This window comes from Oceanospirillum sediminis, assembly GCF_014164585.1.
Taxonomy (GTDB): Bacteria; Pseudomonadota; Gammaproteobacteria; order Pseudomonadales; family Halomonadaceae; genus Oceanospirillum; species Oceanospirillum sediminis.
In genome coordinates, this window is the sequence record NZ_JACJFM010000004.1 from 159,558 (window position 1) to 173,521 (window position 13,964).

The window sequence follows — 13,964 nt, forward strand, 5'->3', positions numbered from 1 at the left end:
GGCAAGAGTGATATGATTGACAGCGCACAAGCTACCTTCTCTTTCCGAAAGGGTTCGTCTTTTTCCGGAAATATCGCATCCATTTTTTCTCTTTGCCAGCAGGGCATCAGAGCATCTGTTGTGACGATTCTGGTGTTACTGCTTGCATCACCAGTAATCGCCGCAGAGTACCCGAAAGGATTCGATCAGCTGCCGGAACGTATTCAGGCCCGATGGAACGGACAGCTGCTTGATCTGGAGTGGGATGATCTGGTTCCTGAAGGTTTCAGAGCCGATGCCATTCTGGATCAGTATGATCCGGAAAAAATCGCTGTGCTAACAGACGATGATCCGTTAATACAGGAGATTATGGGCAAGCTGGAAGAAGCTTATCTTTCTGCTCCGGTTGTTGGTGTTCTGGATCATCAGCCTGTTCGTCTCGGAGGCTTTATCGTGCCGCTTGAACTGGAACAGGAAGGGGTTACTGAGTTTTTGCTGGTGCCTTATTTTGGTGCCTGTATCCACGTTCCACCACCGCCATCAAATCAGATCCTTTATGTTAAGACAGAGACTCCAATTGCTCAGGATTCACTAGAGGATGCTGTCTGGGTCAGTGGCCGTTTATCAGTAGAAGGGGAAACGACAAATCTGGCACAGGCCGGTTATACCCTGTTTGCTGAGGACATTACCCCCATTGAGTATTAATCTGGAATACGAACTCCATTGCGAGAATCTATCTTCGTCACTGGCAGATTCCCGTATTTACTCTTACTCTGATAAAACATAGCCGGTTTCCGGGCTTTATAGATACAAGAAGAGTTGGAGGCAAATATGCTGTGGCAGCCTGTTATTGAATTCTGGTTTCATGAATTAACACCTGAACAATGGTGGCAGAAAAGCTCTGAGCTGGATAACGAAATCAGATCCCGATTTGAGCCTTATCTGATTAAAGCGAAGAATGGACAGAGCCGTGACTGGAGAGCCCAGCCCAGAGGTCGTCTGGCAGAAATTATTGTCTTAGACCAGTTTTCCCGTAATATTTATCGTGATACAGCAGATGCATTTGCAGCCGACGCTCTGGCAGTCGAACTGGCGCTGGAAGCCATTGATTCACGGGATGACCGCTCCCTGACCCAGGCCGAGCGCCAGTTTATTTATATGCCGCTGATGCATAGTGAAGATGCAGAGATGCATGTCATTGCCCTTGAGCTGTTTAAGTCACTGGGCAATGAAAATAATCTGAAATTTGAAATTATGCATAAAGATATTATTGATCGATTTGGTCGCTATCCTCACCGGAATGACATTCTGGGTCGGGCGTCAACGCCTGAAGAAGTTGAATTTCTGAAGCAGCCAGGCTCGTCTTTCTGACAGATTGTATTTTTTTCATTTGTTCTTTCAGGCGTATTGAGGCCAGAGAATAACCACCATTACTGCCATCAATAAAGTGGAGGTGCTCGCCATCCCCCAGACTCTCAACATAGCAGGTCATCTGAGCAGCATCTGAACGATGCAGACCAAAAATCAGTTGTGCCTTTTCTTCTGCCTGCAACAGGTAAGTTTCAATATGACGACTTTGCTCAGGAGTGCAGTCAATAATCATGCGCAGTATGTCGTCATATTTCTGGAAGTCTGCATGAGATTTCATGTTATGGTAATAATGATTGGCTTTCGGGAAATAGTTATGCAGACCCCAGCCAAATAAAGGAACGGCCATACTAATTTCCACAACGCGTTTCATATAACCGGGACTACGCCACCCCGGGTGAAATCTCAGTTCTTGTTGCAGACATTCTGTAACGCTTTTATAACGGCTCAGTTCGATATTAACCGGATTACCTTGTTCAAGATCACCGCCCAGGATATCACTGATTTCATGTACCACAGCCCCCATCTGACTGTTATCCGATAAAGGCAGAGGAGTAATCAGCAATGACATGATTACGCCTTTTTTACTGATAATTTTATTCCAGCGGCAGGTCAGGCCGTCAAATAGCAGGTCATCCGGTGGCTGCTGGTCTGCTTCCAGCTGATATTCTTCATGACGTTTAATCAGCTTTTCTGCTTCCGTCAGAGCCCCGCCACGGAACAGTGCCAGACTACGGTTCTGCCAAGGAGTAAAACGGGCAATTTCCATCTTCAATCCCTGATCTGTCAGCTCTTTAACCGGGACATAACCTGCTTTCAGTGTCAGGCCAAAATTTGATTGTGAGACACTGATAAGATCTTTTAAGGCCCGGAAAACTGAATCTTTATACTCCGGAGGGATCAGCAGACTGGCACCATCACCACCAAACACAAAAGGAATTTCAGCTTTTATGGCATTGATCACGGTAGTGATGCAAGCCGCCCCTATCAGATTGACATCTCTGTAACGACCGCTCTGAACAGCCTGGGTTGAACCCTTGATATCCGATACGATGATCAACCAGTCATCCGGCACCGGGTAATAATATCGATCATCTGAAAGTTGTTTAAAATCACTGAATCCGGGTAGTTCCTGGTAAAAATTATCAGACATTATCAAACCCTGATTGTGCAGCTGCACAGTATATTTTATGTTCTGTAGTGTTAGCTGTCGCTACAAAGAACAAGCAAGAGAAAAAGATACTGTGGCAATTATTCCACCTGACTTGCCCATTGAACCATAGGACGTATTAGTTTTTTACTGCGCAGAGCTGCCATAGTATCCCCTTGCACATGAGCCTGAACAATTGCACCGTCTTTAAGCTGACAGATATTCTGTGTCAGCTGTTCGGGGTACGTAATACCTTCCAGCTGATTAACCTGCCTGCGAACCAATTGCTCAACGGCTGTTTTATGCTGAGTGCATTGCTGATGGACTTCGTGCTGCAGGTCTCCGAATTCACCGCAGGTATTAATAAAGAAGCATCCCTGAAAGTGCATCAGACTATCGACACGATTATTAAACCAGTCATCCAGCGCATCAAATATCACTTCCAGTGCAGGTAACCCCTCGCGAGTTTCTTCCATTCTGCCAGATAGCCACTGCAGAAAGCATTCGTCGCGATATTTCAATACTGCCAGTAACAGAGCTTCTTTACCTGAAAAATGGTGGTAAAGGGTTTTTTTAGCAATACCGGATTCTTTCAGAATCTGGTTGATACCTACGGCATGGATACCGTTCCGGTAAAACAACCGGAACGCTGTTTCTATCAACTGCTGGCGTTTGCTACTGAGATCAGAGCTATCAGAATGAGAGATAGATAACTCGGGGGATAATGGTTCGGGCATCGTTCTGCGGTCCGGGTATTTAAAGTTACATTGGCAGTGTTATTCATATTGACAGAGGTAGACTGAGTTGTCTATCTTATCAAAACCAAAGGTAGACCGATCTGTCTACACCGCTCTTTTAGCGAAAAAGCTGAATACCTCAACTCAAAATGAACACAGGAAATACAATGATCAGAACTTTATTTAAATGGCCTGCTCTGGCTGCAGGTTGCGGAGCTGCTCTAACAATATCTTTACTCGCTATGCTGGAACAATATGGATCAGAGTGGTTCAGTCAGGAACAAATCTGGTTAATGGCTCCTTTCGGAGCCACTATGGTTCTGCTGTTTGCTTTGCCGGATAGCCCTTTGGCACAACCCAGAAATATTATTGCAGGCCATATTATGACGACAGCAATCGGGTTAGCCGTCATGGGCCTGGTAGGTGTCAGCTTCTGGTCTTTAGGACTGGCAGTTGGGCTGGCAATTTCTCTGATGATGCTGACGGGAACAGTACACCCTCCAGCAGGAGCAAATCCATTATTAGTCATGATGACCGGGCTGCCACTCAGCTTTGTTATGACACCCGTCGCAACCGGCGTGTTATTAATTGTTCTGATGGGCTGGGTATGGCACAGACTGATTATGAAACGGCAATATCCGGTACGCTGGTGGTAATTTCCCTTTACATTCAACCCCATGCCTTTTGAATATTACATAATTTGCTCTCTCTCGGGACTGCACTCGTTTATCGCATTTATTCATTGCACGAAGGTCTATAATTAATTCATTATGTTGTTATACCCCAAGATGTTGGAGTGGACTGTGATTGATTATCAGACCTGTATTTTGGAATCGCCGCATCCGGCTGTTGACCATGAAAAGTGGCAGGTGACTGTTAACTTACTGGCTGAACTATACGATGCGGCTTGCGCCACTATTGTGCAATTCAGACAGAATGAATTTAAATCGATTGTTGCCAGTAAAAACGAAGACAACTTTCTGAAAGGAGGAGACTCCTGGCCCTGGGAACTACAGAGCTTTTGCCGCCAGATAATGGAAACCGGAGAGAAAGTGTATGAAGGGCATGCCGTTGATAATGAGCAATGGTGCTGTGCTCCTGCTGTTGAACATGGCCCTGTACGCTCTTATTATGGCCTTCCCTTGTTCTGGCCTGATCAGAAACCGTTTGGCACGATCTGTATTATTGACCGTAAGCCGACGGGTTATAACCCTCTGTTAATGCAAATGCTGGAACAGTTCCGTGATTATGTTCAGGCAGACCTGAAAGGCATGGAATCTTATGAACAGATACGCTCCCTGGCATTAACCGATGAACTGACCGGGCTGTTTAATCGCCGCGGCATGGTCACTCTGGGTGAACAACGCATTCGTGATGCCAGACGTTTCAACCAGGAAGTGGGGATTGTCTATATCGATATCGATAATCTGAAGCAAACCAACGATCATCACGGGCATGACGCCGGAGATAAGGGCCTTAAGGCTCTGGCAGAGCTGTTACAGAAAAATACCCGGGATGCCGATCTGATTGCTCGTATGGGAGGCGATGAGTTTGTGGTGATGATGCTGGCGACCGACCCTCTGTTTATACCCACTTTCTGTGCCCGTATGGTAGATGAGTATACCCGGATGACAGATCAGGATGAACGCCTGAGAGCATTGAGCATCAGCTATGGTTATAAATTCTTCCAGGCTGACAGTGTACTGTCTTTATCAGAAATGATAGACCAGGCAGACCTGCTGATGTATCAGCAAAAACAGGTTAAGAAAGAGACCGCTGTCTGAATAAACGGGCTGATAAAACAAAACAGATGGTTATTTGGCATTCATTTATTCTGACTCAGAGATAAGAAAGCAACTCCGGATAAAGGCGATTGAATCCCGGAGTTGCTGAAGAGAGTAAAGAAATTGCCGGACAGACTGGCTGGCACAGGCTTATCTGACAGCCGGTCTGACGTTGATATTCCTTTAAAACACTTCCTTTACCAGCTCAGCGAGGCACCCAGGGCCAGCTGTTTGGTATCTTTACTGCCTGTCACTGATTTCACATCGTATTCAGCAATCAGTTTCAGATAATCGTTTACATCATGGAACAGAGCAACAGCGGTCAGTTCTGTTGTGCTGTCAGAGATTTCTGTTTCACCGTGGGACAGTACAATGCGGTTTGCTCCGAAGCTGTAAGACAGCTGCCCCAGAAAACCATCACTGTCGGTTTCGTCAGCCAATACCTGATCTCCCAGAGCAGGACTCAGTCCGGTCTGGTCAAAACCGGACAGCGTGGCCTGAAAACCGGATATCGCGAAGCGCGCACCATAAGCTACACCAGAAGTGTCCACATCTGCCGCATCATTTTCACCACTGACACCACCCAGCCAGGCTGAAAAATCACCACCAGCAAGTGCTTTGCTATAAGTCGCTTCAGCTTCCAGACGCAGACCATTGCTGGTATTCGCATCATCAGATTCACCACTCTGAGGGTCCAGCATGGCTACAGCCAGTTTGAAACCATTCAGATCCTTACTGCGCCAGGTAATCTGCGCTTTAGGCACAGCATAAGGATAGCCTGTTGAGATATTACCGAAAGTTACTCCGCCACTGTTTTCCATTGGCAGGCCGGTACCGAACAGCAGTTCGTCATTGAAGATATTGGTACGGGCATAAATACCAAAATCCTTACCAAACAGAACCTGACCAAAGCGGCCATCAACCGTTGCATAGAACTGACGTACGTCGATTGCAGTATCTGTCACGTTGTCACTGCCATCATTGATCGTCACCCAGAAAGAAGAGCGTCCACCAACCGTCAGATTATCAAGCTGTTTGCTAAAATTAAAACCTATGTAGTTTGGCAGGAAGCCCATACGAACACGACTTTGCGTTTCGTTTGTCTCTTCATTATCTGTATGGGTGTAAAAGGCATTGAAGTGGCCATCAGCAGAGAAAGTCATCTGATCCTGGTCATACAGGGTAACTGCGGCACTGGCCTGTGCAGAAACGGCGATACCCAGAGCAATGGGGCAGAGTCTGGTGAGGATTGTTTTCGTTCTCATAATGCTCTCATCAAAGTTGTTATTGTTGTGGTGCACTTTGATTATGAGAGCCATGAAATAGAGTTAGCATGGCGCTTTAGCCCTGAAATAGCGACACTTTATGGTATTTAACTAAAGATGAAGAAGTCTTAAAGACTGAAGAATAATCAAGTGATTAATTAGGACTAAATCAACAGACAGTACTTGAAACAAGTGTAACAATATGCTCAAGAATCGATTGACTGTCGATAAGCCTGTTCAGAGGCAGACACTGGCTCCGGTTGATTGCGTTAAAAGTGGTCAGGGTGTGTATGTCCACTTTAAAACCAGATCGTGACGACAGGCGTAAAAAATGCTGATAAGAAGATAGTACCTGTTCGTGTCCTGAAGAAACGAAAACCACTGTTAATAGTTATCGGGGCAATCAGGTTTCTCTGATAGTACTGAAATCAGACTATGCCTGCCCTGCGTACCACTTCTTGTCATACCAGAACTTAAGAGAGTGTCTGATCCCGTATGGTCAAAAAGTACATTTGATATATCGTTGTGTAAGGGAAAAAGACACAAAGGAATTGTAAATATGTTAATCAATATAAGTCATGGGCTGAGTGTGAAAAAACACGAAGCAAACGGCTATACCCAATGGGTTGGTTTTACTGCTGCCCCGGATAACCATAACAAACGCCCTATGTGGAAGAAAGCGACAGGCCTTATGTCTGTAGCTGATATTATGGGCTGGTTGAAGGCTGAATACCCGCAAAGCGGTATGTGTGAAAAGTTTTCTGAAATGACTTTGTCTGCCTGATCAAGCCAGAATTAAACAGGTCAAGCCATGCCTCCTGATAGCGGAATAGATCAGGAGGCATAATGTATCGTTACAGCTTTTTTCGCGATTATTAACTTTGCTTTGCAAGCTTTCTCAATTTCTTAGCACTTCCCGCAGAACTTTTACGCAGGCATTCACCTGTAATCAGGGTTTTGCCTGTTGTCTTTCTGATCTACTCGGGTAAATCTACTTTGCCTTATGTTCCAATCCATCATGCCGATAGGTTAATTAGTCAAGGCGAGAGAAATCGAAGCACTTAGATAAAATAATTGGATTGAATGAGGCAACTTATGGATATAAAACCCTCAACCTATGCTAATGGCGTATCGTTACCAAAGACTCCGGCAAAAACGGCAAGCACTCAAATTCAGCAATCGGCTCAGGCTTCCGTGCAAGTAGCTGCATCATCAACAAAACTCAGCCCAAACAGCCTGATCAGACAGGAAGACTTTGATCATGCGATAAAGAACCTTCAGGAAGAAGCACTGGAGGGCTTTACCAAACCAAAGCAGGGTTTGTTCGGAATTAGCGCCAGAATTGATGTGGGGCGCTATAACCTGTACCTGGTTGATCAGCAGGTCGATACACTTAAAAGTCAGTACGGTGACGATCTCGACACTGATGCACTGAAAAAACAACTAATTGATAGCAGTGGTATCACCACAGAAAACCCGCTTAAAGGTTCGAAACGTCAGAACGTTTTCATCAAAGAGATGAGCCTCTATCATCTGAAAGAAAAAGACGTACAAGCCCTGACAGATGTTTATATTTATGCGAAAGAAAATAATCTGGATACAGAGCAGGTCGACAGGCTGGGAACTGTAATGGCCAGCTATCGTAATGACGAAGCCAAATACCCGGGGCTTTTTTACCCTGATAAGCGCAAACCCTATGAACCGGAAGTAGTGGAACAGGCCAAAGCCATATACTCAAATGATGGAACAGGCGTTGTTCAGTTTGAAGAAGGCTTTCTTGACTATGCACTGAATCCGGAAAAAAACCTGCGCTTTACGACCAAAATGCTCAATCTGGACTTTTTTGAACAAATTGCCGGTACAGGAGATGGAGAAAAGGCCTTCCTGCATACCCCGTTGTACAGACTTGGAGACGGCTCTGCTTTACGGCCAGAGGGTCGCCTTGAAAAGTTAAAAGAGGCTCTGACCAAAGACCCGGCTGATATTGATACCAGTAACCTGTCACCAGAAGAGGCCGTGAAGCACTATCTGAATCGCTGGCTGGAAACACAGGTTGAGTCTGAATCGCCTATGCATCAGTTTATCGCTGACCTGTCACAGGAGGACCAGATGAAAATCTATACGCATTTGACCCTGTTAAAGTTGTTGTAATGACCGGACTGGGTTATATAAGTCTGCGCCATACTCACGCCCCTTCCCCCGACAGAATAAAGAGCGGTTGCAGCTGACCGCTCTGCATCCGGTTAACGATCACAATCCCCCTCTTGAAAGCAGCACAGGGACTTATCCCATATAAGGAAAAGACAATATCAGCAATACTGATCTCTGCCCGAGTACCGCATCCCCCCAAGGAAAGCTGATATTTGTAAAGAGCTTTTACTCAAACCATGACTTTATACACCTAAAGGTATAATTATGTAAAAAATCGTTAAAGTTTAATTAATATCAGCCGATGGCTATGTTAATTTCTAAATAAACAATCAAAAGGTATTTTTCATAGCCAAATCGTTTGACTCTCGAAAAACTTGGCTATCTCATTGTTTTTTTTATTGAAATACTCAGGAAAAGGGACCAACTTTTCCTGAGCATAAGCACACAGAAACAAGGGATACAGATAAATACTCAAGGAGTATATACCAGTAAATTTACAACAAGGCACAGCACGACCCAGAGTGCTGACACTTTGTTACAAAAACCCTTAGCATCTGAGAACAGTCAATACAGAAGTATGTTTTCTGCGAGCAAAAGCGGCCAGTTATTGCCGGGGACCAGCCAGCAACAACGGCAGCTTTTTGCCACAATATTACAGTGTGCAATAACATTCTGAACATTATGAGGCGGATACAAGGACCGGGGACCAGACCAATCCGGAATAAAACACCTCAGAACGGCAGAAAGTCGGTTGCACTCCAGACAGCAAACCACTGATGACTGCACTCTCTGACAAACATTGCGACTTTTTTATCTCAACCTTCTGGCTGAAATAATCTTCGGTCAGTAAATCAGAGGTGACCCGATGACGCTTCTCGTCAATACCAACATGACAGCGTTACAAGGTCAGTACTACGTACAGCAAATTTCGGACCAGGTTAACTCTTCTATTGAAAAGCTAACCACAGGCAGCAGGATATCCAGCGCCCGAAATGATGCTGCCAGCGTTCAGCTGGCTGACCTGTTTGATACGCAACTAACCGGACTGACCCAGGCTAACCGTAATGCCAATTACGGTATTGCTATGGCCCAGATTGCTGAAGGCTCTCTTTCCGAAATCAACAATAACCTCCAAAGGGCTTATCAACTCAGTGTTATGGGGGGAAACCGTAGCCTGGAAAGCAGTGACAGGGTAGCACTGGGAGATGAGTTTAAAACATTACTTGAAACCAATAATCTCATTGCAAACAACACATTGTTCGGCTCGATTAACATTCTCAACTACGAATCAAATGAGGAAGGATTTCTGATCAAATCCCGCCCGGAACCTGGCGGCCCACAAACAGTAACAACAGGCAATGCAATATTGACCTCTCTGTTTGGTAAAGCATTGAATAGCGACAATATCACTGGACAGATGCTATCCCTGGTCAGTATTAACCTGGGAGCAACAGGTGATCTGGGTAAAATGGTTGCGGCTTATATGCTGATCAATAATCAATCTGATGCTGGCGTGGCTGCAGACGCTTTACTAACCGGCACAAGAACCGGCGCGATCAGTACCCTGGCCACCAACAGTGCTGTTCAGCTGGATATTGATGAAATGAATACACTGCTGGTCAATGAGCTGTCTGCACAAACAGGGCAATCAGCCGTAGTGACCGGCGCTGCAGGTGCATTTACCGGATTTGCCGATACCGATGTACACTCTACTATCGGTTTCTCCGATCAACAATTAAACCAGATTTACGGTTTCTCAACAGACACACTACTCGATACATTAAGTGGCCTGTCAACTGAAGTAACTAACCAGAGGTCGCGACTGGGAGCCGAACAGAACGGCTTGTTATCCACAATCAGATCTAATACCAACTCTATCGTTAACATCAAAGATGCAAGATCCCGTGTAGCCGATACCGATTTTGCAACTGAGACCGTCAAGCTGACGAGGAACCAGATTTTGTTACAAGGTGCCAACACCATCCTTTCTCAGGCCACACAAACACCCAATATTGCTCTTTCTCTTCTCAGATAGCGACCAGATATACTTCTTATAAGCAGACCAGAGCCGATACAGTATCACCTGCATCGGTTCTGCCTTCCCACTCAGAATACTGCCATCTCTTATTTCAAAGATATTTCCAGCAAATCTCCAACCTGAATCACGCTTCCCTCTCCGGATAAAAGAATGCCATTCTGACCAAAAAAAGCACCTTTCAGATCCGGCTGTGTTTTCATAGCTATTAAAGTTGCCAGAGGCTCTTTCGGCTCAGCAATCTCTCCGGATAACTGATCAATCGAGGTTACTTTGCATCTCTGGCAAGGCTTTCTCAAAGCCAGCACAAAACCTTTATCAGACATCAGCTGATCAACGCGATCTTCTTCAAAAGCAACTGTATTTTTCAGAACGATATTAGGCCTGAAACGCTCCATTGTAACTTGTGAGGCTCCCTTTGCGCTTAAAGATTGATTCAAAGCTTCCAGAGAAGCCTCAGACGTCACCAGAAGAGGAAAACCATCAGAAAATGCGGTATGAGCCACATCTGCTTTTGTATACTCAGGATCAACCTGGCGCTGATAGTTTTCGCAGAACCTTACCAAACGCAAAGACTGACCTTTCCACTCCCCCAGCACCCCGGTTAACCATTCGCTGACAATATTGCCTTCATCAAATGCATCACACTCATCCCCCCATACCACAGCCTTCACCGCAGTAGTATTTTCAGCCATAACCAGAGGAACTGGACAATCACCATGATCAGCATGACTGAGGCATAAAGTTTCATCGGTTATAGCAACGGATACAGATGCCATTCGGGGAAGGTTTCTCTGAGTTACAAAGTTCCCACTCTGATCTGTAACCATCCAGAGCCGGTCCCATTGCAAGCCTCTGATACCCAGAACAGAGGACTCCAGAGAAATTCCTCTCAGAGATTTAACGGGGTAAACAAACAATCCGGATACTTCTGCCACTGACCTGACCTCCCTGAACAAAAAGCCAGTATAACGTCAATGAGGCCCATCAACATAACGCCAGTGCATACAAGGATGAAATAAAACTCAGGAAAATCTTTAATTAATGCCTGCTTCGGACTATTTTCTTGAAAGACTTTTGGTATACTTGCGCGCAAATCGTTCCAGATTTAAAGCGCAGTGCCATTCGGGTGAGTGTATCCGGAACCTTTCGGTACGCACTGACGCGCAAATTTAACCCTGATGTATAGCGTAGAAACATGTCAAATTTAGATCACTATCGTAACATTGGTATCTTTGCCCACGTAGATGCGGGTAAAACCACCACTACAGAACGTATCCTTAAGCTGACCGGTAAAATCCATAAAATCGGTGAGGTTCACGATGGTGAATCTACTACTGACTTCATGGAGCAAGAAGCTGAGCGTGGTATTACCATCCAGTCTGCGGCAGTAAGCTGCTTCTGGAAAAACCATCGTTTCAACGTTATTGATACTCCTGGGCACGTTGACTTCACAGTTGAAGTATATCGTTCTCTGAAAGTACTGGACGGTGGTATCGGTGTATTCTGTGGTTCCGGTGGTGTTGAGCCTCAGTCCGAAACTAACTGGCGCTATGCAAACGAATCTGAAGTTGCTCGTCTGATCTTCGTGAACAAGCTGGACCGTATGGGTGCAGACTTCTATCGCGTTGTTGATCAGGTAGAAAATGTACTGGGTGCCAACCCACTGGTTATGACCCTGCCAATCGGCATCGAAGATGACTTCGTTGGTGTGGTAGACGTACTGACTAAGAAAGCTTACATCTGGGATGACTCAGGTGAGCCAGAAAACTACGAAGTCACTGACGTTCCAGAAGACATGGCAGAGAAGCTGGAAGAGTACCATGAGATGCTGGTTGAGACTGCTGTAGAGCAGGACGACGATCTGATGGAAGCTTACATGGAAGGTGAAATGCCTTCTATTGAAGACCTGAAGCGTTGTATCCGCAAAGGTACTCGTGACCTGGCATTCTTCCCTACTTTCTGTGGTTCGGCATTCAAGAACAAAGGTATGCAGCTGGTACTGGATGGCGTTGTAGATTACCTGCCATCTCCAACCGAAGTTGACCCACAGCCTCTGACTGATAAAGAGACTGGTGAGCCAACGGGTGAAGTTGCGACAGTATCTGTTGACGAACCTTTCCGTGCTCTGGCGTTCAAGATTATGGACGACCGTTTCGGTGCGCTGACCTTTATCCGTATCTACTCCGGTAAACTGAATAAAGGTGACACTGTACTGAACTCTGCTACCGGCAAGACTGAGCGTATCGGCCGTATGGTTGAGATGCAAGCTGATGAGCGTAACGAGCTGAGTTCTGCTCAAGCGGGCGACATCATCGCTGTTGTTGGTATGAAGAACGTTCAGACCGGTCACACGCTGTGTGATGTTAAGCACGAGTGTACTCTGGAAGCTATGATCTTCCCTGATCCGGTAATCTCCATCGCTGTTGCTCCTAAGGACAAAGGTTCTTCTGAGAAACTGGGTGTTGCACTGGGTAAGATGATCGCAGAAGATCCATCCTTCCAGGTTGAGACTGACGAAGATTCCGGTGAAACCATCCTGAAAGGTATGGGTGAGCTGCACCTGGATATTAAAGTAGACATCCTGAAGCGTACTTTCGGTATCGAACTGGAAGTAGGTGCTCCTCAGGTAGCTTACCGTGAAACTATCACTCAAGCGCTTGAAGATAGCTACACGCACAAGAAGCAGTCTGGTGGTTCTGGTCAGTTCGGTAAGATCGACTACCGCATCCGTCCTAACGAGCCAGGTGAAGGTTTCACCTTCGAATCTACGGTTGTAGGTGGTAACGTTCCTAAGGAATTCTTCCCTGCAATTGAGAAAGGTTTCGCTGGCATGATGGAGCAAGGCCCACTGGCTGGCTTCCCAATGCTGGACGTACACGTTGAGCTGTTCGACGGTGGCTTCCACGCGGTTGACTCCTCTGCAGTAGCGTTTGAAATCGCAGCTAAAGGTGCATACCGTCAGTCCATGCCTAAAGCCGGTCCTCAGCTGATCGAGCCTATCATGAAAGTTGACGTATTCACTCCAGACGACAACGTAGGTGACGTAATTGGTGACCTGAACCGTCGTCGCGGCATGATCAAAGACCAGGAAGCTGGCGCAATGGGCGTTCGCATCAAGGCTGATGTACCTCTGTCCGAAATGTTTGGTTACATCGGCCACCTGCGTACTATCACTTCTGGTCGTGGTCAGTTCTCTATGGAGTTCAGCCACTACATGCCTTGCCCGGCAACAGTTGCTGAGAAGGTAATCGCTGAAGTTAAAGAACGCAACGCTAAGTAATCGTACCCTTCCTGACAGGCTTTCAGCTTAAATCAGGAATTGTCTGATTGATCACTTAACGCGCTCTTCCAAAACCCCGGCCTAGACCGGGGTTTTTTTATACTTAACATCCGCCCTGATCTAATCCCTACCTCCCCCCCTCAGACCAAACGCAATGCCACTAGACTTCAAATTCCACGCATTATGATCACTTCAGTATTTCTGACAGGGAG

12 protein-coding genes are annotated in these 13,964 nt (G+C 46.0%); 8 read left to right on the forward strand and 4 right to left on the reverse strand.

What is annotated here, in order from left to right; translation table 11 throughout:
* Positions 1–12: 12 nt before the first annotated feature.
* Both H4O21_RS04905 and H4O21_RS04910 read left to right on the forward strand, forming a co-directional pair.
* A complete protein-coding gene (locus H4O21_RS04905; protein ID WP_182807734.1) occupies positions 13–684 on the forward strand; it encodes a DUF3299 domain-containing protein in 672 nt (223 codons plus the stop codon).
* A 126-nt stretch (positions 685–810) separates the two neighbouring features.
* A complete protein-coding gene (locus H4O21_RS04910; protein WP_182807735.1) occupies positions 811–1,350 on the forward strand; it encodes a DUF924 family protein in 540 nt (179 codons plus the stop codon).
* Here the strand turns inward: H4O21_RS04910 and H4O21_RS04915 are convergent.
* Together H4O21_RS04915 and H4O21_RS04920 are read right to left on the reverse strand one after the other, a co-directional pair.
* Positions 1,247–2,500, reverse strand: a complete 1,254-nt coding sequence (locus H4O21_RS04915; RefSeq protein WP_182807736.1) for a DUF3095 family protein — start codon at positions 2,498–2,500, stop codon at positions 1,247–1,249. The genes H4O21_RS04910 and H4O21_RS04915 overlap by 104 nt on opposite strands.
* 98 nt (positions 2,501–2,598) lie before the next feature.
* Positions 2,599–3,234 (reverse strand): TetR/AcrR family transcriptional regulator, encoded by a 636-nt coding sequence (locus H4O21_RS04920; RefSeq protein WP_182807737.1) that lies wholly within the window; start codon positions 3,232–3,234, stop codon positions 2,599–2,601.
* A 167-nt stretch (positions 3,235–3,401) separates the two neighbouring features.
* Here H4O21_RS04920 and H4O21_RS04925 point away from each other — a divergent pair, with 167 nt between their 5' ends.
* Both H4O21_RS04925 and H4O21_RS04930 read left to right on the forward strand, forming a co-directional pair.
* Complete coding sequence (locus H4O21_RS04925; protein ID WP_220495511.1) at positions 3,402–3,890, forward strand: HPP family protein; 489 nt, start codon at positions 3,402–3,404, stop codon at positions 3,888–3,890.
* A 147-nt stretch (positions 3,891–4,037) separates the two neighbouring features.
* On the forward strand, positions 4,038–5,018 hold the full coding sequence (locus tag H4O21_RS04930) for a sensor domain-containing diguanylate cyclase (protein WP_182807739.1): 981 nt from the start codon (positions 4,038–4,040) through the stop codon (positions 5,016–5,018).
* A gap of 197 nt (positions 5,019–5,215) precedes the next feature.
* Here the strand turns inward: H4O21_RS04930 and H4O21_RS04935 are convergent, their stop codons facing one another.
* Positions 5,216–6,283, reverse strand: a complete 1,068-nt coding sequence (locus H4O21_RS04935; RefSeq protein ID WP_182807740.1) for a porin — start codon at positions 6,281–6,283, stop codon at positions 5,216–5,218.
* Between the two features lie 559 nt (positions 6,284–6,842).
* Between H4O21_RS04935 and H4O21_RS04940 the strand changes: the two genes are divergently transcribed.
* From H4O21_RS04940 to H4O21_RS04950, 3 genes are all read left to right on the forward strand, one after another.
* Positions 6,843–7,067 carry a hypothetical protein gene (locus tag H4O21_RS04940; RefSeq protein WP_182807741.1) on the forward strand — a complete coding sequence of 75 codons (225 nt, stop codon included), beginning with the start codon at positions 6,843–6,845 and terminating at the stop codon, positions 7,065–7,067.
* A gap of 311 nt (positions 7,068–7,378) precedes the next feature.
* On the forward strand, positions 7,379–8,434 hold the full coding sequence (locus tag H4O21_RS04945; RefSeq protein WP_182807742.1) for a hypothetical protein: 1,056 nt from the start codon (positions 7,379–7,381) through the stop codon (positions 8,432–8,434).
* Between the two features lie 865 nt (positions 8,435–9,299).
* A complete protein-coding gene (locus H4O21_RS04950) occupies positions 9,300–10,469 on the forward strand; it encodes a flagellin N-terminal helical domain-containing protein (protein WP_182807743.1) in 1,170 nt (389 codons plus the stop codon).
* 89 nt (positions 10,470–10,558) lie between these two features.
* On the opposite strand, the gene H4O21_RS04955 is transcribed toward H4O21_RS04950, so the two are convergent.
* On the reverse strand, positions 10,559–11,407 hold the full coding sequence (locus H4O21_RS04955; RefSeq protein WP_182807744.1) for an MOSC domain-containing protein: 849 nt from the start codon (positions 11,405–11,407) through the stop codon (positions 10,559–10,561).
* A gap of 260 nt (positions 11,408–11,667) precedes the next feature.
* Between H4O21_RS04955 and fusA the strand changes: the two genes are divergently transcribed.
* Positions 11,668–13,752, forward strand: a complete 2,085-nt coding sequence (gene fusA / locus H4O21_RS04960; protein ID WP_182807745.1) for an elongation factor G — start codon at positions 11,668–11,670, stop codon at positions 13,750–13,752.
* Positions 13,753–13,964 lie beyond the last annotated feature (212 nt).